The sequence below is a fragment of the Shimia sp. genome, from assembly GCF_965227725.1.
Taxonomy (GTDB): Bacteria; Pseudomonadota; Alphaproteobacteria; order Rhodobacterales; family Rhodobacteraceae; genus Shimia.
Genome location: NZ_CBDDGH010000005.1, coordinates 210732 through 233740, shown reverse-complemented (window position 1 = coordinate 233740; position 23009 = coordinate 210732). Strand labels below are relative to the sequence as shown.

Sequence of the window (23009 nt, the reverse complement as noted above, 5' to 3'; positions counted from 1 at the left end):
ATGAATATTCCATCTGTTTTCCAGCTCATCCGCAATTTTCGCAAAGACACGCGTGGCAGTGTCGCGGTGGAGACCGTGATCATGTGGCCGGCCCTGTTCCTCGCACTGATGGCCATGGCCGTGCTGTTTGACGCTTACCGCGCGCGCTCCACCACGGAAAAAGCTGCCTTTGCGGTGTCTGACATGCTGTCACGGGAAACCGCCGCAGTGGACTCCAGCTACATTGACGGTGTGCACACTCTGTTTGAGGAAATCTCCACCCTGCGTGGCGAGCAGGAGATGACTGTGAGCCTGGTGTCTTGGGACTCAAACACCAACGCCCACGATCTGGAGTGGTCGCACAGCACCCTGCCGTCACGCACCCTGACCGACGCGGATCTGCCCGAGCTTGGTGAGAACCTGCCAACGCTGGTGCCGGGGGAAAGCCTGATTGTGGTGCAAACCTTTGGCACCTACGCACCCCCGGTGATCATGAAACGCTGGTGGGGCGATGATTGGGACGGCTTCCCGATGAACACCTTTGTGTTCACCCGCCCCCGCTTCGTGGCGAACCTCGCCTGGAACGGCGCCTGATCCACAGGCAGCTCATTGCAAAACAATTGAAAGGCGGCTCAGATCTCTGAGCCGCCTTTTTCTACCAGCAACGCTTCCAAAATTTGCGCCATCGACTTGGCTTCAGAGCCGGGGGTGACCCCGCCGATGCCAACGCGCTTCCCCAGAGCCCACCACAGGCCCGGCTGCCAACGGCGGGGGCGCGATGTTTTCAGCACCACTGTGAACCCGTTGGACGGTTTCAGATCAAACATCCCGCGCTTCACCGCTGCAATATCGTCCAGAGGGGCAATCACCTCGCCACTGTCGGTCGCCATCCCGGCGCTGGTGAGCTGAATGCTGTTCTCCGTTGCACGCCGCGTGCTCTCCGCGAGCCACAAAGACAGCACGCCCAAGACCAGCAGAAAGACCTGCCAGATCAGTGCTGGCGACGTGGCCAGCGCCAGATACACAAGCAAACCACCCAACAGGGCCAATGTGCCAATGCCAAACACCCGGCGCGGGCCGGAGGCTCGGATTGTGGCCAGCACTTCGGTTTCATCAGTTTGAGGAAGCATCTTCTCAGTCATCCTTTGTCAGAAACGCAGCCCCCAAAGACGTGAGCGCCGAGGTCTGCGTTTCAAATTTGGTGGTTAGTAGGGCATCGGGTGCGCGCGGTTGGCCGCGTTGATCTCTGCCAGAACCTCATCGCTCAGCGTCACCTCCGCGCCTTTGAGCAGATGCTCCAGCTGCGTCAGCGTGGTGGCCCCAAAAATGGAGGAACACATGAACGGGCGCTGCACCGTAAAGGCCATCGCCATATGCACCGGATCAAGCCCGTGTTTGGCCGCAATATCCAGATAAGCCTGCACCGCATCAAACACCCGCGGGCTCACACGCCCACCCAGATCTCCGTTGATCGCCTTGCGCGATCCTTCCGGTGTCTGGCCGTTCTGATACTTCCCGGTCAGCAAACCGGTCGCCAGAGGGGAAAACGCCAGCAGCCCCACATCTTCGTTCAGGCACAACTCCGCCAGATCGGTGTCAAACATCCGGCACAGCAGCGAGTATTCATTCTGGATCGAAGCCACACGCGGGGTGCCTTTTTCCTCAGACAGGCGCAGCCACTGCGCGGTGCCCCAAGCGCTTTCATTGGAGAGACCAAAGGCCCCGATGGTGCCGCGGTCGACCTCTGCCTGCAGCGCGTCCAGCACCTCTTGCATATTGGCCAGCGTCTCTGCCTTGTTTTGCGAAGACGGGTCATACTCCCAGTTCTGGCGGAACATATAAGAGCCGCGGTTGGGCCAATGCAGCTGATAGAGGTCGATATGCTCGGTTTGCAGCCGCTTCAGCGATCCTTCCACCGCCGTGCGCACCGACGCGCCGGTGATCGGCGCGCCATCGCGGATGTGCTTCACCCCTGCCCCGCCGTGTTTGGTGGCCAGCACCCAGGCCTCCCGGCGTCCGGTCTTGGCAAACCATGTGCCCAGAATTTCCTCGGTGCGCCCCTGCGTCTCCGCGCTGATCGGGTTCACCGGATAAAGCTCAGCCGCGTCAATGAAGTTGATGCCATGGTCCAGCGCCATATCCATCTGCGCATGGGCGTCAGCCTCGTCGGTCTGGGTGCCAAAGGTCATTGTGCCAAGGCAATATTCAGAAACAGAGCGGCCCGTCCGGCCAAGCGGGTTCATTTTCATGGGGGGATCCTGTTGGAAATCGCGTTGGCGCGACATTAAGCCTTGGCGCGCGGGTTTCAAGGGGCGCAGGCTTTCTGCTCCAGCAAAGCGCACCAGCAGGCACGCGCGAAGAAGCCGCGCGTCCTGCCGCAAGTGCTCTCATGTTCTGCTGCGCTGCGCGCCCTTAGGCGCTTATGCCACCGTGCTGCACCATCGGCGCGCCGCCCGCCTCGCTCTCGACCCGTTCCAGAATGGCCGTGATCAACGCCTTCTTGTTCACCGGTTTGGAAATATGCGCGTCACAGCCCGCATCCTCCGCCTGCTGGATGTGTTCGCGCATGGCATTGGCCGACAGCATCAGGATCGGCATGCGCGGCAGGCGGCGTATTCTCTCCTGAACCCGGATTTCCCGTGTCGCTTCAAGGCCGTTCATCTCCGGCATCATCATATCCATCAGGACCACATCCGGCTTCCAGGAGTGATACAGCGCCACCGCCTCTTTGCCGTTGTTCGCAAAGGCCGTTTCACAGCCTGTGACCTTCAACAGCAGCGCGACGATTTTCTGGTTCGCCTTGATGTCCTCGGCAATCAGAACCCTGCGCCCCTTCAGGCTGCCAGCAAATTTCTTGGCTGGCGCTGATGCGACCAACTTGGGTTCAGCAGGCTGCGCCCGCCGCAGCGGCAGCTCCACAAGGAAGGCACTGCCTTCTCCCGGCGCAGACACCACCGACAGGCGGCCACCCATCTGGCGCGCAAGAGAAGAGCTGATCGACAGGCCAAGCCCGGTGCCGGAGTAGCCCTCGGTGCTGCTCCTGCCCTTTTGGTCAAACCGGTCAAACTCATCCGTTTCGGTGCGCGTCGGAAAGCCCACGCCGGTGTCTTTCAGGGTGATCTCCAAAGAGGCGGTTTCGCAATCCGCCACACAGCGCAGGCGCGTCGTGATCGCCCCTTTGGACGTAAACTTAACCGCATTTGACGCCAGATTGGACACGATCTGACGCACCCGCATATCGTCACCCAAAACCGGAATGCTGGCCTGCGGGTCAATATCCACATGAAAGGCCACACCTTTGGCCTGCGCCGCCTCCGCATGGGGGGCCACCGCGCGTTGCAACATGTCCTCTGGCGAGAACGGCTGGTTCAACAGCTCGCTTTTGCCCGCTTCGATCTTTGAAAAATCCAGAATGTCCGACATCTGGCGCTCCAGCACCTTGCCGCTGTCAAAAATCATCTGGATGAGTTTCTTGTCCTCATCAGACAGGCCCGGCTTGTCCAAGAGCCCATCCGCAACGCCGACAATCGCGTTCAGCGGCGTTCTGATTTCATGGCTGATGTTTGCCAGAAACGCCGACTTGGAGAAGCTCGCTTCCTCGGCAGAGCGTTTGGCCTCATCCAGCGCCTCACCCCGCTCCACCTCGGCGGTCAGATCGTGGCCTGAGGCGATAATCAGCGTACCATATACGCGGCTCTGCCACTCGGTATGGCGCACATTGCCATGCCCGTCGATCAGCCTCAGACGCGCAGGATTTGGCACATGTGGATCAGGAGGGGACTGCTCAAAATTGGGCACCTCCCCGTGATCTTCGGGCTGCACAAACTCCAGAATGTCCCGCCCGATCAGCTCTTTCTCAGTCTTATGCACCAGCTGACAGAAAGCATGGTTCACCTGCTGAATCCGCCCCGATTGATCAAAGATACAATGCGGCGCCATGGAAACGTCAAAGAAGTTTGACACCAGCTTGGAGGCTTCCACACGCTCGGTCACGTCAAAGCGGATCGAAAGATATTTCTCCACTTTGTCGTCTTCGCCGCGGATCGGATAGATCAGCGTGTCCACCCAATAGAGCCGCCCGTCCTTGCGTCGGTTGCAAATCTCTCCGCGCCAGATTTGTCCTTTGGAAATGGTCTTCCAAAGATCGACAAAGAAGTCTTTGTCATGTTCACCGGAATTCAGAATGCGGTGGTCCGCCCCGATCAGCTCCTCTTCGGAATACCCCGAAATATCGAGCAGCTTCTGGTTCACACTTGTGATCCGGCCCCGCCGATCCGCCGTGGCGACAATCGCCGCCTCATTGAGAGCTCTGCTTGCGTGCTGCAGCTCCAGAACAGACATTCCCTGCGGCGAGCTCAGATGCCGGGGCGCTTCAGTGCCCTCCTGTTCTTCAGATATCTCTCTGAATGATCCGGCAATCGCGATCACCTTGTCACCGGAATAGACCGGCGCACAGACCGCCTGAACCCACAGTTTGCGGTTCCGCGCGGTGACAATCTGTAGCGTCCCATTCCAGGGCGTGCCGGCCGACAGCACGAGATCAAGCGCCTTCTGCACCCCCTCGCGATACTCCGGCACGTAAAACTCAATCGCCTTGCTCAGATCCGGCTCAAAATCCGCGGCCACCTCATGGATCTGCTTGGTCTTCTCGCTCCACCAGAGCGCCTCTCGCTGCAGGTCAAGGCACCAGTAGCCAACACCCGTGGCCTGCTCCATCGCCTGCATTTGGACTTTTTGCATTTGAACGAGAACCGCAGTGTCGCTCTGCTTTGCAATGAAGTCTTCCATTGATTGTGTCTCCTCGCCCAATCGCCAGATGCGCTAAATTGATCCGCAAGGCGGCGCACATAGGACAATCAGGAGAGGAAGAAAATAGATTAATGCGACTCTTATCTAATTTTTTGGGCGGAAACCGGCCTGATTTCCGACGCGCGCTGCGCCCCGTCAAAAAACCGCTAAGCGCGCGTAAAATCGTATAACGCTAACGGCGCTCAGCTATAATATATAAGTATATTTCCTTGGGCAACATAACCTCAAGGCCCGCGCTTTGACCACTGCGATTCAACCCTGATCGCGCGCTGCAAACACGAATCCCAACAAGTTCAACAGCACCTGCGCCGCCAAGATCGCGGTCGACCCGCTCTGGTCATAATCCGGGGCCACTTCCACCAGATCGATGCCCACCACCTCATGGCGTTTGGCCAGCACCTGCAACATCTCAAGCACGTCATAGTAGAGAAAACCGCCATGGCTCGGCGTGCCTGTGCCCGGCGCAATGGAGGGGCAAAACGCATCGATATCAATCGTCACGTAAACACGCGCGCCCTCAGGGATCTGCGCAATGGTGCCCTCTGGCCCAAGCTTGCGCGCCTGACGCACGCTCAGGATCGAGCTGCCCATGGCCCGCGCATCGGCATAACCCTCCTTGGCGGTGGAGCTCACGTTGCGGATGCCCACTTGGGTCAGCCCGGTCACATAGGGTTTCTCCGCCGCGCGTCGCATCGGGTTGCCGTGGCCAAACCGCACCCCGTGGCGTTCGTCGACAAAATCCAGATGCGCATCAATCTGCAGCACATGAATATCGCCCTGATCGTCAAAGGCGTTGATGCAGGGGATGTTGATCGAGTGATCCCCACCGATGGTCACCGGCAAGGCCCCAGCTTTCAACGCGGCGCGCACACCCGCTTCGATATTGGCATGGCTTTTGAGCGTGTCGGTGTGCACGATGTCCGCATCACCCATATCCACGATCCGCACGCTGGCAGGCAGATAGGTCTCGTCGTCTTCATGGTCATAAGCCCCGGCGTGGCCAAAGCTGAACAGCGTAGAGGCCTCCCGCACCGCACGCGGGCCAAACCGCGCGCCGCTGCGCCATTGCGTGCCAAAATCAAACGGAGCACCAAGGATGGCCACATCCGCCTCCAGCGCGTCCCAATCGGCGACATAGGGCCGCTTGCCAAAGGTCGAAATCCCCACAAACGGCAAATCCAGCCGCCCGCTCTCATACCCGTGTCCCGCCATCTGCCGCTCCCTCTGTCCAGTTGCACCGGAGCGTGACCGCTTTTGCCCGCGGCGTAAAGAAAAAGGGTGCAGCCCGTGCCGCACCCTTTTGATTTTTCACGAAACTCAGCCGTTATGCCGCATCTTCGCCCAGCCATTCCCAGGCGTTGATGAAATCACCGAGCACTTTGCTGACCTCTTCATCAGAGGCGTCTCCGGTGCGCTTCACCTGAGCGATCAGACCGCGCTTTTTGTCGTCAATCACGTGGTCGATATGCGCAGGCACGCCCGCTTTGGTCAGCGCAGCATCATAGACGCGGGTGATCGCCGCCTTGCGCAGGTCCGGCTTGAAGATCTTGCCCACCGCCGTTTTGGGCAGCTCCGGCATGATCTCCACATATTTCGGGTGGGCGGCGCGCTCATGCACATGCACCTTGGCATGTTCCATCAGCGCCTCTTTGGACACGCTCGCCCCCTCAATCAGCTCCACATAGACACAAGGCACCTCTCCGGCATGGGCATCAGGCTGACCAATCGCACCCGCAAAGGCCACGTCATGGTGCGCCAGCAGCGCCTCTTCGATCTCTGCCGGATCGATGTTGTGACCACCACGGATGATCAGATCCTTGGCGCGCCCGGTGATCCAGAGATAGCCGTCCTCGTCAATCCGACCCAAGTCACCCGTGCGCAGATATTTTTCGTGGTGGTAAAGATCGACGTTCTTTTCCGCCTCGGTATAGGTGTTGCCCGCAAAGACCCCCGGGTTCGAGATACAGATCTCCCCCACCTCATCGCTGGCGCAATCCACCGGCCCTTCTGCTGTGTTCTTAATGATGCGCACATCCGTGTAGGGGAACGGCACACCAACAGAGCCCACCTTTTTGTTGCCTGTCGGTGGGTTACAGGACACCAGACAGGTCGCCTCGGTCAGACCATAGCCTTCCACGATGTCCACACCACAGGTGCTTTCAAACCGTTTGAACAGCTCCATCGGCATGGGTGCCGAGCCGGAGAAGGCGGTTTTCACTGAGGAGATATCCGCATCCACCGGACGCTGCATCAGCGCGGAAACGGCGGTCGGCACTGTGATGATGAAGGAAATCTTCCAGCGTTCGATCAGCTTCCAGAAGTTGTCGAAACACCCCTTCCCCGCGATAGCCCTGCGGCGTCGGGAAGACCACATGCGCGCCAGAGCTGATGGCGGCCTGCATGATCACATGCACCGCGAACACGTGGAACAGCGGCAGCGGGCACATGATGCTGTCTTTCTCGGTAAAGAGCAGACGATGGCCCAGCCAGCCGTTGTAGATCATGCCGGAATACATGTGCTGTGCCACTTTGGGCATGCCGGTGGTGCCGCCGGTGTGGAAATAAGCGCCCACGCGGTCCACCTTGCTGTCTTCAAAGTCCAGCGTGGTGTTGTATTTCGCCAGTTCCTTGTTGAAGTCCTTGAAGTCCGCATGGTGCGGGCCGCTCACCTTCGGACGGATCAGAGGCACAATCCAGGACTTTGGCGGGGTCAGATATTTGACCAGATCAATTTCCAGAACAGTGTGCACATGCGGCGCGTGGCGCACGGCCTCGGCCACTTTCTGGGCCACATCGGTCTTTGGGAAGCCTTTGAGCGTCACCACAACCTTGGCGTCCGTTTCCCGCAAGATCGCAGAGATCTGCTCCGGCTCCAGCAGCGGGTTGATCGGGTTTGCGATCCCGGCAACCATACCGCCCAGCAAGGTGATCAGTGTTTCGTTACAGTTGGGCAGCACGTAGGCCACAGTGTCCTTTTCACCGACGCCCAGATCGCGGAACATGTTGGCCGCCTGCGCCGTCTTGGCGTGCAGCTCTGCCCAGGTCAGCGTCTCCGCTTTGTCTTTGGGACCAGAGAAAATCTGGTAGCTCACAGCCGGACGATTTGGAAACTTCTCTTTGGTCCGGGTCAGCATCTCAAAGATGGTGCCCGGCAGGTCGCGCTCCTCCCACGGAGACTCCTGTTCAATCGCCTTCAGGTCCGCCAGCGTCTCAAAGGTCATAGTTGTCTTCTCCCCCCTCTTTATATTTGGGTTACGCCCGCCGTGCCCCAACACAAGCAAGCTTCCTTCCTCTCAGCATTAACAAAAACACTCTGTCCCCACACCTAGTCCAGCCGAACGTAAGGTAAGCCACCTTCAAAACATTACGTCAAGGTAAACCTAAAAGGGCACTGACCACGCCATCCCCCTCCAAAAGGTGATCTCCAAACGCACAGCGAATGGCGCTTGGAGATTGGCAATGCTCAGGCCGCGCCGGCGGTGAACTGTAGTCTGGCCAGCTTAGCATAAAGACCGCCTTCAGCCACCAGATCATCATGGCGTCCCTGCGCCACAATGCGCCCCTCTTCCATCACGATGATCCGATCAGCTTTCTTCACGGTTGCCAGACGGTGGGCCACGATGATGGTGGTCCGGCTCTGTGCCAGCTCATCCACCGCCGCCTGCACCAGACGCTCGCTTTCTGCATCCAACGCCGATGTCGCCTCATCCAGCAGCAGCACAGGCGCATCACGCAGAATGGCACGCGCAATGGCGATGCGCTGTTTCTGACCACCGGAAATCATCACGCCACGCTCGCCAAGCTGGCTGTCATAGCCCTCAGGCAGCGCTGTTATGAAGTCATGCGCCGCGGCCGCCTTGGCAGCGGCTTCCACCTCTGCATCGGTGGCATCAGGGCGGCCAAAGCGGATGTTTTCCCGCGCGCTATTGGCAAAAATCACCGGATCCTGCGGCACCAGCGCCATGTGCTGACGGAACTGATCCCGTTGCAGGTAAGCCAGCGGCATGCCGTCAAGCGTCACCTGACCCTCTTTGGGGTCATAAAACCGCTGGATCATTTGAATGATCGTGGTCTTACCCGCACCAGACGGGCCAACCAGCGCCACCGTCTCGCCCGGAGCAATGGTCAGATCAACCCCATCAAGGGCTGAGACATTGGGCCGCGATGGATATTGGAAAGACACATTGTCAAACACGATCTCCCCGCGCACCGGCGCGGCCAGCGCTTTGGGCTGTTCGGGGTCATTCACGCTATCCTGCGCAAAGAGCAGCTCCACCAGACGTTCGGTCGCCCCAGCCGCGCGCTGCAACTCGCTCCAGATTTCGGAAAGCGCGCCCACCGCGCCCGCCACCATCACGGAATAGATCACAAACTGCACCAGCACACCGACGCTCATGCCCCCGGCCCGCACGTCGCGCGCGCCCATCCAGAGCACGATCACAACGCCGGTGAAGATCAGAAAGATCACGATCATGGTCAGCAGTGCACGGGTGTTGATCCGCCGCATCGCCGCCGCCAGCGACAGGTTGGTCACCCGATCAAAAGCGTCACGCGATTGGGCTTCGTGGGTGAAGGCTTGCACGGTCTGCACCGACAGCAACGCCTCAGAAGCATTGCCGGAGCTTTCCGCGATCCAGTCCTGGTTTTCGCGGCTCAGCTTGCGCAGGCGCCGCCCCAGAACGAGGATCGGCACAATCACCATCGGCACTACCAAAAGCACCATCAATGTGAGCTTGGTGGAGGTGTAAAGCATCAGCACCAGACCACCGAGGAACAACAGCATATTGCGCAGTGCGATGGACACCGAGGAGCCGATCACCGACTGAATAACCGTTGTGTCCGTCGTAATGCGGCTCAGCACTTCGCCGGTCATCACGTTCTCATAAAACGCCGGGCTCATGCCGATCACGCGGGCAAACACCGCCTTGCGGATGTCGGTCACCACCAGCTCGCCAAGGCGCGTCACCAGTAGATAGCGCAGCGCCGTGCCCACAGCGAGCAGCGACGCAAAACCAAGCGCGGCGAGGAAATACTTGTCCAAAAGCGCATCGCTTTCGGTGCCAAAATTGTCCACCACGCGGCGTACCGCCACCGGCAGCATCAGCGAGACCGAGGCCGTCAGCGACAGCGCACAGAGCGCCAGAAACGCCAGCACACGATAGGGGCGCAAAAACGGGCCCAACCCGCGCAGCGCGCCAATGTTCTTGCTTTTTGCGCGGTCCTGGTCAGTTTCCGCGGCTTGTGGCCGTCTTGCCATCTGTCGCCCTTACTCTGGCTGAGGTGTTAAGCGTTAGTGACCAAGGAGCGCCCAAGGGTCAAGCGGTCAAAACCGCTACCGCGACAATAGCACCCCAAGAAACAGGGCAAAGCGGCCCACCGGCGGGTGGTTTGGAGCGTGTTTCATCTGAGGGAGATTGACCTTGGAGCGGGTAGCGGGAATCGAACCCGCACCTTAAGCTTGGAAGGCTCTTATGATACCATTTCACCATACCCGCCCGAGGTCCGGTTGATGTATTTCAGCGATTTGGGGAGGTCAAGAGACTTCCCCCATCCAATCGAAATTTATCGCAGATTTTTTGTCTCAGCCCTGCGCGATATGCGCCGTGGCCTCGATCTCCAACAGCGCCTCATCCTCCAGCAGATCCGCCACCACAACCAGTGACATGGCCGGGAAATGGCGCCCCATCACAGAGCGATAAGCCGCGCCGATCTCCTTCTGATGCGCCATATACTCTGCCTTGCTTTTCACAAACCAGGTGAGCCGCGCGATGTCACTTGGCGCACCGCCCGCTGCCTCCACAACGGCGCGAATGTTTCTCAAGACCTGCGTCATCTGGCCGATGAAATCGTGACATTCAAAGACCTTCTGACTGTTCCAGCCAATCTGCCCGCCGATGTGCAGCGTCCCATCCTCTGCCAACATGCCATTGGCATAGCCCAGCGCCGGGGCCCAGCCTTGCGGATGTATCTCCTTTAACGCCATCCTTCCCCCTCAGGTCACACGCGACCGCGTTTGATATTTTTCATATTTCCACAGATGGTTAGACATTACATCTTCAAGCACTTCAGCTGCGGCAACGATGTCTGCCTCATCCAGATAGAGCGGCGTGAAGCCAAACCGCATGATATTGGGCGCGCGGAAGTCCCCGATCACGCCACGATCAATCAGCGCCTGCATCGCCGGATAGCCGTGCTCAAAGGCAAAAGACACCTGCGAGCCGCGCAGCGTCGCCTCCCGCGGACTGGCCAATGTCAGCTCCGGACAGCGCGCTTCCACCTCAGAGATGAACAACTCAGACAGGCGCACAGACGCGGCGCGCAGATCCGCCATATCCACGCCTTCCCAGGCCTTTAACGCCTCCTGCAACACGGCAAGCTGCAAAATCGGCGGTGTGCCCACCCGCATCCGCTCCGTGGCGTTCGCGGGGCGGTAGTTCAGCTCCATGGCAAAGGGCGCATCATGGCCCAGCCAGCCGGACAGAGCAGGCGCAATGCTGTCAACAATATCAGGGCGCACATAGATGAACGCAGGCGCGCCCGGCCCGCCGTTCAGGTATTTATAGCTGCAGCCCACCGCGAACTCGGCACCGGATGCCGCGATGTCCACCGGCACGGCTCCGGCGGAATGCGCCAGATCCCAGATCATCACCGCGCCAACCTCATGCGCGCGTTTGGTGATCGCCGCCATGTCATGCATCCGGCCAGAGCGGTAATCAACCTGCGTCAGCATGACCACGGCCACCTCTTCGGTGATCGCGTCCATAACCTCGTCCGGCGCAGGCGTGCGCAGCGTGTAGCCCTGATCCAGTGTCTTGATCAGCCCTTCGGCCATATAAAGATCAGAGGGGAAATTGCCGTTGTCGCTCAAAATGACCTTGCGCTCAGGCCGCATCTTCAGTGATGCCGCCAACGCCTGATAGACTTTGATCGACAGGGTGTCACCGGTGGCAACAGAGCCTTCAGGCGCACCGATCAGCCCGGCGATCTGATCCCCGACCACTTGGGGTAAAGCCATCCAGCCCGCCGAGTTCCATGCGCGAATGAGCTGTGCGCCCCACTCCTCGGTGATGGTTTTCTGCGCCCGTTCGGCGGCTCCCTTGGGCAATACGCCCAGCGAGTTGCCATCCAAATAGATCACGCCCTCAGGCACATCAAAAAGCTCTTTTCTGGGAAGCGAAACGCCCATCGTCATAAGTCTCCGCGCAGATGCCAAAGTTCCGGGAACAGCTCCACATCCAGCATCCTGCGCAGATACTGCACGCCCGAGGTGCCACCCGTGCCGCGTTTGAACCCAATCACACGCTCAACGGTCGTAACATGATTGAATCTCCATCGGCGAAAATAGTCTTCCAGATCAACCAGTTTCTCGCCCAGCTCATAAAGCCGCCAATGGGTGTCCACATCCTCATAAACGATCTTCCAGCGCGCCTGCACTTCTGCCTCGGCTTGATGCGGCTGGGTCAGTTGCGGCGCGGGCATCTTGGCGGCATCGCCGTCCAGTTCCTCAAACAGAAAGCGGATCACCTCGTCATAAAAACTCGGCTGCGCCAGCTCGGCCTCCAGCACCGCTTTGGCCTCCGGCACATGCGCATGGGGTTTCACCATATTCGGATTGCGGTTGCCCAGCACATATTCGATCAGCCGATACTGATGGCTCTGAAACCCGGAGGACGGCCCCAGCGCCTCACGAAACGTGGTGTAATCCGCCGGTGTCATGGTGCGCAGCACATCCCAGGCCGAATTGAGCTGTTCAAAAATCCGGCTGACCCGCGCTAGCATCTTGAACATCGGCGAGAGATCCCGCGCCCGCAGCGCCTCCCGCGCAGCGCTCAGCTCATGCAAGGCAAGCTTCATCCACAGCTCACTGGTCTGATGCTGAATGATGAACAGCATCTCGTCATGCGCATCGCTCTGGGGGTGCTGCTGGCTCAGAATGCCGTCCAGATGCAAATAGTCCCCATAGGACATCGCATCCGCAAATCCCATTTTCGCCCCATCCGTTGCCGGATCGTAAGCCTTTGGTGTCATGTGTTTTCTTTCAGTCTGAACCGTTGAATTTTGCCGGTTTCTGTCTTGGGCAGCGCTGTGGTGAACACCACAGAGCGCGGATATTTGTAAGGCGCAATTGCCGCTTTCACATGGGTCTGCAGCGCCTCGGCCAAAGCCGCGTCTCCGGCAAAACCTTCCGCCAGCACCACATGCGCCTGCACGATCTCGCCGCGCGCCTCATCGGCCAACCCAATCACCGCGCATTCCGCCACGGCCTCATGGCCAAGCAAGGCGGCCTCCACCTCTGGCCCGGCGATATTGTAGCCCGAGGAGATGATCATATCGTCGTTGCGCGCGGCAAAATGGAAATAGCCATCCTCGTCCTGCCAAAACGCATCACCGGTGATGTTCCAGCCGTCCTGCACATAGTCCACCTGACGATCCCCGCGCAGATAGCGGCATCCGGTTGGACCACGCACCGCCAGCCGGCCAACCTCGCCACGTGGCAGCGTCGCGCCATCCGGCCCGATCACCTTGGCTTCATAGCCGGTCACAGGCTTGCCGGTGCAGGCCGGGCGATGATCGTCAAAGCGATTGGAGAGGAAGATATGCAGCATCTCCGTCGCCCCGATGCCATCCAGCATCGGCTTGCCGGTCTTCTCCATCCAAGCCTCATAGACCGGCGCAGGCAGGGTCTCTCCCGCACTCACAGCGGCGCGCAGGCTCGACAGATCCGCGCCTTCTTCCATGGCCGCCAACATCGCGCGATAGGCCGTCGGCGCGGTGAAACACACCGTCGCCTTAAAGGTCTCGATGATCTCAATCATATTGGGCGGCGTGGCCTGCTCCAGAAGCGTTGCCGCCGCCCCAAATCGCAGTGGGAAAATCGCCAGACCACCCAGCCCGAAGGTAAAAGCCAGCGGCGGGGAGCCGACAAACACATCATTTGGCGTAACATCCAGCACCTCCCGCGCATAGCCATCCGCAATGATCATCAGATCGCGGTGAAAATGCATCGTGCCTTTGGGTTGCCCCGTGCTGCCGGAGGTAAACCCGATCAGCGCCACATCATCCGCGCTGGTGGCAACCGTTTCAAACATCACAGGTTTTTCCAGCGCCAGACGGTCCAGCTCCGCATCATGATTGGCGGTGCCGTCAAAGCCGGTCACCTTCAGCCCGTCACATTGCGCCGCACAGGCCTCCATCTCTACCATCAGGCGGGTGTCACAAATCGCGTGGCTGATCTCTGCGGTCTGCACATATTTGCTCAGCTCCACCGCGCGCAGCATGGGCATGGTGTTGACCACGACCGTCCCCGCTTTGGTCGCCGCCAGCCAACAGGCCACCATGGCCGGATTGTTGGCCGAGCGAATGAGCACCCGATTGCCGGGTTTCACCCCCAGATCTTCGACCAGCACATGGGCCAGCCGGTTGGTCCAATCGGTCAGCTCCTTATAGGTCCGCCGGCGTCCGTTCCCGATCAGCGCGGTGTGATCCCCAAACCCCTTGGCCACCATCCCATCGGTCAGCTCCCAGCCCGCATTGAGCTGTTCCGGATAGTCAAATCCCGCCAGCAAAAGCTCCGACCAAAGCGCTTCGTCCGGCAGGTTGTCCCGCGTGAATGTGTCCTGATGTGCCGATGGTCCCAACATGTTCAAACACCTCCTGCCGCATGTGCCGCCAATGTCTGACGCGCGATCACCACGCGCTGCACATCGCTGGCCCCTTCATAGATCCGGAGCGCGCGGATCTCGCGATAAAGCCGCTCGACCACCTCGCCGGATTTCACCCCGTCCCCGCCAAAAAGCTGCACCGCCTTGTCGATCACCTGCTGCGCCTGATCGGTGGCAAAGAGCTTGGCCATGGCGGCCTCTCGCGTCACCCGCGGGGCGCCGCTGTCTTTGGTCCAGGCCGCGCGGTAGATCAGCAAAGCTGCGGCATCCACGTCCAACGCCATATCCGCAATATGCCCCTGCACCATCTGCAAGTCACTCAGCGGCGCGCCCTGCACCTTGCGCGCCTGCACCCGCGCCAAGGCCTCATCCAGCGCCCGCCGCGCAAAGCCCAGCGCTGCAGCGGCAACGGTGGAACGGAACACATCCAGCACCGACATCGCAATGCGAAACCCCTGCCCAGGCGCGCCAATCAAGGCCTCTGCCGGAACGCGGCAATTCTCAAAACGCAGGGTCGCAAGCGGATGCGGCGCAATGGTTTCAAGCCGCGCCACCACCGACAGCCCCGGCGTGTCCGCCGGCACCACAAAGGCGCTCAGCCCCTTGGCACCCTCCCCTTCACCGGTGCGGGCAAACACAGTGTAGACATCGGCAATCCCGCCGTTGGAAATCCATGTCTTCTCGCCATTGAGAACAAACCATTCCCCCTCGCGCGTTGCCGTCATCGTGCTGTTCGCCACGTCAGATCCCGACTGCGGCTCCGTCAGCGCAAAGGCCGCAATCGCCTCTCCAGCGCGTGTCTTTGGCAGCCACTCAGCTTTCTGCGCCTCGGTGCCAAACAGGGAAATCGCGCCGGTCCCCAGCCCCTGCATGGCAAAGGCAAAATCCGCCAGACCGTCATGCCGCGCCAGAATTTCCCGGCTCAGGCAGAGGCTGCGCACATCCAGCACGCCATCCATCGAGGCCGTGGCGTTCAGCAAACCCGCCTGCCCCATCCGCGCCACAAGATCTCGACAGCTCTGATCCACATCGCCATGATCCACAGCCCCAAGCACCTCAGCCGCCCAGGCCTCCACCTCACGCGCCCGCGCGCGATGTGCCTCCTCAAAGAAAGGCCAGTCCAAAAACGTCTGATCCGCCAAGTCAAAGCCTCCTTTGCTTCCTCTTGCCCCAAGTATCCCGGGGGTGTGGGGGCTGGCCCCCATCTAAACCTGCGTATGGGGGCTGGCCCCCATTTAAACCTGCGTATGGGGGCTGGCCCCCACTTAAGCCTGCGCGCGCCTCAATCCCCCACAAAGACAGGCCGTTCCTTGGCCACAAAAGCCTCATAGGCCCGCCGGAAATCCTGCCCCTGCATACAGATCGCCTGCGCCTGCGCCTCCGCCTCAATCGCCTGCTCAATCGACATGGCCCATTCTTGCGCCAGCATGGTCTTGGTCATCATATTGGCAAAACCCGGCCCCGCCGCGATCCGCTGCGCCATAGACTGCGCCGCGCCATAAAGCTCCTCTGCCGCCACCAAACGGTTGAAAAAGCCCCAGCGTTCGCCTTCCTCAGCGGTCATGGCGCGGCCCATATAGAGCAGCTCCGCCGCGCGGCCCTGCCCGATGATCCGCGGCAGGATCGCACAGGCGCCCATGTCACAGCCCGCAAGCCCGACACGGTTGAACAGAAACGCGGTCTTGGCCTCAGGCGTACCGATGCGCAGATCGCTCGCCATGGCAATGATCGCCCCGGCCCCGGCGCACACACCATCCACTGCCGCAATGATCGGCTTGCCGCAATTCACCATCGCTTTGACCAGATCCCCAGTCATCCGGGTGAAGGCCAGCAGCTCTTTCATGTTCATCTCTGTGAGCGGCCCGATGATCTCATGCACATCGCCGCCGGAGCTGAAATTGCCGCCATTTGGAGCAAAGACCACCGCCTTCACCTCATCATCATAGGCGAGATCGCGAAACCAGTCGCGCAGCTCGGCATAGCTGTCAAAGGTCAGCGGGTTTTTCCGCTCCGGCCGGTTCAGCTGCACCGTCGCAATGCCATCCACAACCGTGCAAAGAAAATGCTCCACATCTGTGCGCATCGCTCAGATCTCCCTGTCTTCCAAAGTCTCAATCAGACGCTCAAGCCGCGTGGCCATGCCGTCCACATCTTCCGCGTTAAGCCCGCCCAGCATCTCGTCAATCCAGCCTTCATGGGTGTCCGCATGCTCGGCAAAGGCTGCGATGCCCTTCTCGGTCAGCTTCACTTTAGAGGCCCGCCGATCGCCAGGGACCGCCACCCGCTGCGCCAGACCTTCGTCTGAGAGCTTGTCGACAATCCCCGTGACATTGCCATTAGAAACGCGCAGCAAATCGCTGATCTCACTCATCTTTTTCCCTTCAGGGAAACGCGCAAGGACGCTCATCACATCAAAGCGCGGCAGGGTGCTGTCAAACTCCCGGCGCAGACGGCGGCGCACCTCATCCTCGATCATGCCCGAGGCCTTCAAAAGCTTTAGCCACAACCGCAGCCGCGCTTTGCTCAGCTCACTCATATTTCGCCTCCCGACAGGCTCATCGCCGTCCCGTTGACCGAGCGCGCGGTCTCACTGCAGAGCCACAGCGCCGCGCCTGCGACCTCATCAACCTCGATGAACCGCCTCTGCGGATTGCCCCGCATAAGGCTCGCGCGCGCCTTCTCCGCATCCATCCCGGTCTTCTCCATGATATTGGCCACAGAGCGGTCCAGCATCGGCGTGTCCACAAACCCGGGGCAAATCGCATTCACGGTGATCCCGCTCTCCGCCATCTCCAGCGCCGCCGCGCGGGTCAGCCCCACTACCCCGTGTTTCGCCGCGCAATAGCCGCTCACATAGGGGTAGCCTTTCAGCCCCGCGGTCGAGGCCACCGCAATCAGCCGCCCCCAGCCCGCGCTCTGCATATCGCCCAGCGCCGCCTGCCAGATGTTCATCACACCCAGCAGGTTCACCTCCAACATGTCCCGCATCTGATCAGGCTGCATCTTGGCAAAGGGCACGCTGTCTGCCGCGCCCGCATTGGCCACGGCCACCGCGACGGGTCCGGACAACGCGCGCGCCTCCGACAGTGCGGTGCCCAGCGCGGCGGCGTCGGTCACATCCGCCACTTTCCAGCCAATGAAGCGGTGTTTGCCAGCGACCTCGCGAAGCGGCCCTTCGCGTCTGCCCACAACGGTGACCCTTGCACCGGCGTGCGCCATCGCTTCGGCAATCGCCGCGCCGACGCCGGTGCCGCCGCCCGTGACCACCACATGTTTGCCCTCAACACTCATACCCGGATCATCTCCGCGTCTCGGTCGGCCAACCGCCAGGCCTGATCGCGCCCGGCCTCATAAGGCAGCGGCCAGCGCGCATGCCGATCGCCAATCCGCGCGGCCTCATGCAGCGTCCAGTAAGGATCAGCCAGATGCGGGCGTCCAACCGCCACCAGATCAGCGCGCCCTGCCATCAGTATCGAATTGGCGTGATCGGCCTCATAGATATTGCCCACAGCCATGGTCGCGATTGCTGCCTCATTGCGGATGCGATCAGAAAACGGTGTCTGGAACATGCGCCCATAGACCGGTTTGGCCTCGGTGCTGGTCTGCCCCGCACTCACATCAATGATGTCGGCCCCCGCCTCTTTGAACGCTTTGGCAATCTCAACCGCCTCCTGCGGTGTCACACCATCCTCACCGAGCCAATCATTGGCCGAAATCCGCACTGACATCGGCTTTTCCGCAGGCCAGACCGCCCGCATCGCCGCAAACACCTCCAGAGGATAACGCAGCCGGTTCTCCAGAATGCCGCCATAATCGTCTTTGCGCTGATTGCTCACCGGAGAGATGAAGCTCGACAACAAATACCCATGCGCCGCGTGCAGCTCGATCATGTCAAAGCCAGCGCGCTCCGCCATCTGCGCCGCCGCCACAAACTGATCCCGGATCATGTCCATATCTGCCCGCGTGGCTTCGCGCGGCACCGCATTCTGTCCGCTCCATGGGATCGCTGAGGCAGAGATAAGCTCCCAATTGCCACTCCCCAAAGGCGCATCCATCTCTTCCCAGCCCACTTGGGTGGAGCCTTTGCGCCCCGAATGGCCTATCTGGCAGCAGATCTTCGCATCCGTCTCCTGATGCACAAAATTCGTCAGCCGCGTCCAGGCCGCCTCATGCTCCGGCGCATAAAGCCCCGGACAGCCCGGCGTGATCCGCCCCTGAGCACTCACACAGGTCATCTCGGTAAACACCAGCCCTGCCCCGCCTTTGGCGCGCTCGCCATAGTGGATCAGGTGCCAGTCGGTGGGACAGCCCTCAACCGCTTTATATTGCGCCATCGGCGACACCACGATGCGGTTTTGCAGATCCATCTCGCGCAATTTATACGGCGTAAACATCGGGGGACGCACGGGTGCATCTTTTGAAACGCCTGCCTGCGCCTGAAACCAAGCCTCCGCGCTCTCAAGCCAATCTGCATCGCGCAGACGCAGGTTTTCGTGGCTGATCCGCTGGCTGCGCGTCAACAGCGCATAGTTGAACTGCACCGGATCAAGATCAAGATAGCGCTCAACCTCCTCAAACCACTCCAGCGAATTGCGCGCTGCCGATTGCAGCCGCAGCACATCGAGCCGCCGCTCGTCCTGATACCGCTCAAACGCCGCCGCCATGGTTGGCTCGCTGTGCAGAAACTCCGCCAGCGCAATCGCACTGTCAAAGGCCAGCCTTGTGCCAGACCCAATAGAAAAATGGGCCGTGGCTGAGGCATCGCCCAACAGCACCACATTCTCATGATGCCAGGTCTCACAGAGCACGCGCGGGAAGTTCATGAACACCGCCGAACCCCGCAAATGCGCCGCATTGCTCATCAGATCATGCCCACCAAGGTGATCGGCAAAGACCACGCGGCAGGTCTCCACGATCTCCTCTTTGGACATGTCTTCAAACCCGAAGCTATCCCAGGTCTCCTGCCCGCATTCCACAATGAAGGTCGCGGTGTCATCGTCAAACTGATAGACATGCGCCCAGATCCAACCGTGCTCGGTTTTCTCAAAAATGAAGGTAAAGGCGTCGTCAAATTTCTGATGCGTGCCCAACCAAACAAATTTGCAGGCCCGCACATCTATCTCAGGCTTGAAGTGATCGGCATAGGCCTCCCGCACACGGCTGTTCAGCCCATCACAGCCCACCACCAGATCATACTCCGCGCGGATCGCCTCCACATCGTCAAACTCCGCCTCAAAGCGCAGTTCGACCCCAAGCTCCCTTGCACGATCCTGCAGCAGGATCAGCATCTGCCGCCGGCCAATCCCGGCAAACCCATGCCCGCCAGAGACCGTCCGCACCCCGTCATGCACCACCGCAATGTCGTCCCAATAGGCAAAGTGATCGCGGATCATCTGCGCGCTTTTGGGATCATTTTGGGAGAGGTTCTCCAGCGCGTCATCTGACAGCACCACGCCCCAGCCAAAGGTGTCATTGGCGCGGTTGCGCTCATACACCGTGATCTCATGCGACGGGTCGCGCAGCTTCATGGAAATGGCAAAGTACAGCCCGGCGGGACCGCCGCCCAAACACGCAATACGCATACACCCCTCCTGATGCGTCTTTCGCGAGGCCCAAACGCCCCGTCACACAATCAGGCTAGGGTGAGTCGGAATTTACTTCAAGCTTGAAATTTCAAACTTAAAGATTTCTCCTGCGCGGGATTTCCAAGCCCCCGCTGTCGAAAACCCATTGCACCGCGCCCACGCCCATGGTTCGATCCAAGTCCCAAAACGCAAAGGACACGCCATGACCCTGCCCGCCTCAATGTCCGCCATGATCCTCACCGGCCACGGAGATATGGACAAATACGAATGGCGCACCAACTGGCCCGTGCCACAGCCTAGCGCTGGCGAAGTGCTTGTGCGCGTGCGGGCCTGCGGCATGAACAACACCGATGTGAACACCCGCGCGGGCTGGTATTCCAAGGCGGTCACCGGCGCGACGTCAGGTGCCACCGAGGAAACGCCCGACGGCGAAGACCCAAGCTGGGGCGGCAAGCCGCTCGCCTTCCCCCGCATCCAAGGCGCAGACATCTGCGGCGAAGTGGTGGCCGTGGGCGATGGTGTCGCCGCTTCGCGCATTGGCGAGCGCATCATCACCGACTGCTGGGTGCGCGACCCGGAGGATCTCACTGACAAAACCAAAACCGGCTATGTGGGATCCGAGATTGATGGCGGCTTTGCGGAATACTGCGTCCTGCCCGCACGCAATGCGCTCAAAGTGGTCTCGGACCTCTCAGACGCCGAGCTTGCCACTTTCTCCTGCTCCTACTCCACCGCCGAAGGCATGTTGACCCGCGCGCAGGTCACAGCCGCTGACACGGTGCTCGTGCCCGGCGCATCCGGTGGCGTCGGCGGCGCGTTGATCCAACTCGCCAAACGGCGCGGCGCGCAGGTGATCGCCATGGCCAGCGAAGCCAAACACGCCAATGTGGCCGAACTTGGCCCCGACCGCATCCTGCCCCGCGCACCAGACAACCTGCGCGCCGCTTTGGGCGCTGAGAAAATCACCGTGGTCGCAGACGTAGTGGGTGGCCCCTACTGGCCCAAGCTCATCGACATTCTGGATCGCGGCGGGCGCTACACCTGCTCCGGTGCGATTGCCGGGCCGATGGTGGATTTGGACCTGCGCACTATGTATTTGCGCGACCTCACCTTCACCGGCTCCACCGTGATCGATCTGGAGGTCATGCCCAACTTGATCCGTTACATTGAGGCCGGCGAAATCAAGCCCGCGCTTGCCGCCACCTACCCGCTCTCAGAGCTTAAGGCCGCGCAATCTGCCTTCATCGCCAAAGAGCACACCGGCAATATCGTGGTCACCCCCTGAGCATGTCTGTTGACGCCTATTTCGCCGCGCTGCCCGAAGCTCCACGCGCCCAGCTCACTGCGGTGCGTGCGGTGCTTCAGGACGCGGCAAAGGCGAAAAACATCCCGCTCAGCGAAAGCCTGAAATGGGGGCAGCCCAGCTTTGCCCCGCCCCGCAAACTGGGCACCCCCGTGCGCTTGTCCTGGTCCGAGAAAGCCCCGGACCATTGCGCTTTTCTGGTGCATTGCCAGACCACTCTGGTGGAAAGCTGGCGCCACATGTATGGCGCGCGCTTCACCTATGACGGCTCCCGTGCCGTGCATCTCCCGCTTGCGTCAAGCTTGCCTGAAGATACCCTGCATCAGATGGCCGTCATGGCCTTCACCTATCACGCAGCCAAAACCTGAGCTTTCTGCGCCGCACCGGCCACATAGGTCTGTGCCACCGCGCGGTCATCACCCATCATCATCAGAACAAACAGCTCCTCAGCCAGCGTTTCGGCAGCCTCCATCCGCAGCGCCATGGCAGAGGTCGCACGCGCATCAAGCACCACAACATCCGCCGCGCTGCCCAACTCCAGCGTGCCAATCTCATCCGCCATGCCAAGCGTCTGCGCATTGCCGCGCGTGATCCAGTGAAACGCCTGATAAGGATGCAGCGCCTGCCCCTGAAGCTGCAACACCTTGTAGCCCTCATTCAACGTCTGCAGCATCGAATAGCTCGTGCCCGCGCCAATATCGGTGGCGATCCCGCTCTGAATGCCCCGCGCTTTCAGCCCACCCTGATCAAACAGGCCGGAGCCGAGAAACAGGTTGGAGGTCGGGCAAAACACCGGATGCGCCCCGGTTTCTGCCAGCGCGTCAATCTCGCGCGGCTCCAGATGGATGGCGTGGCCCAAAAACAGCTTATCGGTCACCAAACCGGCCCGCTGATAGACATCCAGATAGTCCCGCGCCTCCGGATAAAGCTCCTTGGTGAAGGCGATCTCAGCTTTGTTTTCGCTCAGATGCGTCTGCACAAAACAGTGCGGATGCTCCGCCACCAGCGCGCCAGACATCTCCAGCTGTTCGGGGGTCGAGGTGATCGCAAACCGTGGGGTGATGGCATAGCGCGCACGGCCCTGACCATGCCATTTGGCGATCAGCCGCTTGGTCGCGTCATAGCCCTCCTGCGCGCTGTCCATCAGGCCCTCTGGCGCATTGCGGTCCATCATGGTTTTGCCGCCGATCACGCACATGTCGCGCCGCGCGGCCTCAGCAAAGAAAGCCTCAGCAGAGGTTTCATGCACCGAGCAAAACGCCATCGCAGTTGTGGTGCCATGACCGGTCAGCTGGTCATAAAACGCCGCCGCCATCCGCGTGGCATGGTTGGCATCCGCAAAGCCCAACTCGGCGGGGAATGTGTAGTTGTTTAGCCAATCCAGCAGCTGTGAGCCCCAGCTGGCAATCACCTGCACCTGCGGAAAATGCAGATGCATATCAATGAACCCCGGCATCAGCAGATGCGGACGGTGATCCACCACCTCCGCACCCTGCGCCTTGGCCACCACATCGGCGTGCTCCCCCATGGCGATGATCCGGCCATCCGAAATCAGGATCGCGCCATCCTCAAGATATTGAAAGCTCGCCACATCTTCGGGCCCCTGCGGCTCTGCCACAAAGTTCAACACGCGTCCGCGCAACAGTTTTTGCACCATTCTTTGACCTCTCT

18 protein-coding genes, 1 tRNA gene and 1 pseudogene are annotated in these 23009 nt (G+C 60.4%); 3 read left to right on the top strand and 17 right to left on the bottom strand.

Going from position 1 to position 23009, the window contains the following annotated elements:
* Positions 1 to 573 carry a TadE/TadG family type IV pilus assembly protein gene (locus ACO07T_RS11395; protein ID WP_422049517.1) on the top strand — a complete coding sequence of 191 codons (573 nt, stop codon included), beginning with the start codon at positions 1 to 3 and terminating at the stop codon, positions 571 to 573.
* A 38-nt stretch (positions 574 to 611) separates the two neighbouring features.
* On the opposite strand, the gene ACO07T_RS11390 is transcribed toward ACO07T_RS11395, so the two are convergent.
* From ACO07T_RS11390 to ACO07T_RS11315, 16 genes and pseudogenes are all read right to left on the bottom strand, one after another.
* Positions 612 to 1109, bottom strand: coding sequence for a hypothetical protein (locus tag ACO07T_RS11390; RefSeq protein ID WP_422049516.1), 498 nt, complete (start codon positions 1107 to 1109; stop codon positions 612 to 614).
* A 75-nt stretch (positions 1110 to 1184) separates the two neighbouring features.
* Positions 1185 to 2228: an aldo/keto reductase gene (locus tag ACO07T_RS11385; RefSeq protein ID WP_422049515.1), complete on the bottom strand. Its 1044-nt coding sequence runs from the start codon at positions 2226 to 2228 to the stop codon at positions 1185 to 1187.
* A gap of 163 nt (positions 2229 to 2391) precedes the next feature.
* Positions 2392 to 4767: a PAS domain S-box protein gene (locus ACO07T_RS11380; RefSeq protein ID WP_422049514.1), complete on the bottom strand. Its 2376-nt coding sequence runs from the start codon at positions 4765 to 4767 to the stop codon at positions 2392 to 2394.
* Between the two features lie 273 nt (positions 4768 to 5040).
* The gene (gene speB, locus ACO07T_RS11375) at positions 5041 to 6000 is read right to left on the bottom strand and encodes an agmatinase (RefSeq protein WP_422049513.1); all 960 of its coding nucleotides are present in this window, start codon (positions 5998 to 6000) and stop codon (positions 5041 to 5043) included.
* Between the two features lie 112 nt (positions 6001 to 6112).
* A pseudogene (locus ACO07T_RS11370) lies at positions 6113 to 8009 on the bottom strand (acyl-CoA synthetase).
* 242 nt (positions 8010 to 8251) lie between these two features.
* Positions 8252 to 10045, bottom strand: coding sequence for an ABC transporter transmembrane domain-containing protein (locus tag ACO07T_RS11365; protein WP_422049512.1), 1794 nt, complete (start codon positions 10043 to 10045; stop codon positions 8252 to 8254).
* 164 nt (positions 10046 to 10209) lie between these two features.
* Positions 10210 to 10283 (bottom strand) — tRNA-Gly (locus tag ACO07T_RS11360).
* Positions 10284 to 10369: 86 nt separating this feature from the next.
* Positions 10370 to 10771 carry a RidA family protein gene (locus tag ACO07T_RS11355; RefSeq protein ID WP_422049511.1) on the bottom strand — a complete coding sequence of 134 codons (402 nt, stop codon included), beginning with the start codon at positions 10769 to 10771 and terminating at the stop codon, positions 10370 to 10372.
* Between the two features lie 9 nt (positions 10772 to 10780).
* The gene (gene kynU / locus ACO07T_RS11350; protein WP_422049510.1) at positions 10781 to 11974 is read right to left on the bottom strand and encodes a kynureninase; all 1194 of its coding nucleotides are present in this window, start codon (positions 11972 to 11974) and stop codon (positions 10781 to 10783) included.
* Positions 11975 to 11976: 2 nt separating this feature from the next.
* Entirely contained in the window at positions 11977 to 12816 is an 840-nt protein-coding gene (kynA, locus tag ACO07T_RS11345) for a tryptophan 2,3-dioxygenase (RefSeq protein ID WP_422049509.1), read from the bottom strand.
* On the bottom strand, positions 12813 to 14429 hold the full coding sequence (locus ACO07T_RS11340; RefSeq protein ID WP_422049508.1) for an AMP-binding protein: 1617 nt from the start codon (positions 14427 to 14429) through the stop codon (positions 12813 to 12815). The genes kynA and ACO07T_RS11340 overlap by 4 nt, the downstream gene beginning before the upstream one ends.
* A 2-nt stretch (positions 14430 to 14431) precedes the next feature.
* On the bottom strand, positions 14432 to 15592 hold the full coding sequence (locus tag ACO07T_RS11335) for an acyl-CoA dehydrogenase family protein (RefSeq protein ID WP_422049507.1): 1161 nt from the start codon (positions 15590 to 15592) through the stop codon (positions 14432 to 14434).
* A gap of 140 nt (positions 15593 to 15732) precedes the next feature.
* Positions 15733 to 16533 carry an enoyl-CoA hydratase family protein gene (locus tag ACO07T_RS11330; RefSeq protein WP_422049506.1) on the bottom strand — a complete coding sequence of 267 codons (801 nt, stop codon included), beginning with the start codon at positions 16531 to 16533 and terminating at the stop codon, positions 15733 to 15735.
* A 3-nt stretch (positions 16534 to 16536) separates the two neighbouring features.
* Complete coding sequence (locus tag ACO07T_RS11325) at positions 16537 to 16986, bottom strand: MarR family winged helix-turn-helix transcriptional regulator (protein ID WP_422049505.1); 450 nt, start codon at positions 16984 to 16986, stop codon at positions 16537 to 16539.
* Positions 16983 to 17741 carry an SDR family NAD(P)-dependent oxidoreductase gene (locus ACO07T_RS11320; RefSeq protein ID WP_422049504.1) on the bottom strand — a complete coding sequence of 253 codons (759 nt, stop codon included), beginning with the start codon at positions 17739 to 17741 and terminating at the stop codon, positions 16983 to 16985. The genes ACO07T_RS11325 and ACO07T_RS11320 overlap by 4 nt, the downstream gene beginning before the upstream one ends.
* The gene (locus tag ACO07T_RS11315; protein ID WP_422049503.1) at positions 17738 to 20032 is read right to left on the bottom strand and encodes a bifunctional salicylyl-CoA 5-hydroxylase/oxidoreductase; all 2295 of its coding nucleotides are present in this window, start codon (positions 20030 to 20032) and stop codon (positions 17738 to 17740) included. The genes ACO07T_RS11320 and ACO07T_RS11315 overlap by 4 nt, the downstream gene beginning before the upstream one ends.
* Before the next feature lie 205 nt (positions 20033 to 20237).
* On the opposite strand from ACO07T_RS11315, the gene ACO07T_RS11310 reads away from it, so the two are divergent.
* Together ACO07T_RS11310 and ACO07T_RS11305 are read left to right on the top strand one after the other, a co-directional pair.
* Positions 20238 to 21320 (top strand): alcohol dehydrogenase family protein, encoded by a 1083-nt coding sequence (locus ACO07T_RS11310; RefSeq protein ID WP_422049502.1) that lies wholly within the window; start codon positions 20238 to 20240, stop codon positions 21318 to 21320.
* A 2-nt stretch (positions 21321 to 21322) separates the two neighbouring features.
* Entirely contained in the window at positions 21323 to 21706 is a 384-nt protein-coding gene (locus tag ACO07T_RS11305; RefSeq protein ID WP_422049501.1) for a DUF1801 domain-containing protein, read from the top strand.
* Here the strand turns inward: ACO07T_RS11305 and guaD are convergent.
* A complete protein-coding gene (gene guaD / locus ACO07T_RS11300) occupies positions 21688 to 22995 on the bottom strand; it encodes a guanine deaminase (protein WP_422049500.1) in 1308 nt (435 codons plus the stop codon). The genes ACO07T_RS11305 and guaD overlap by 19 nt on opposite strands.
* Positions 22996 to 23009: the final 14 nt, after the last annotated feature.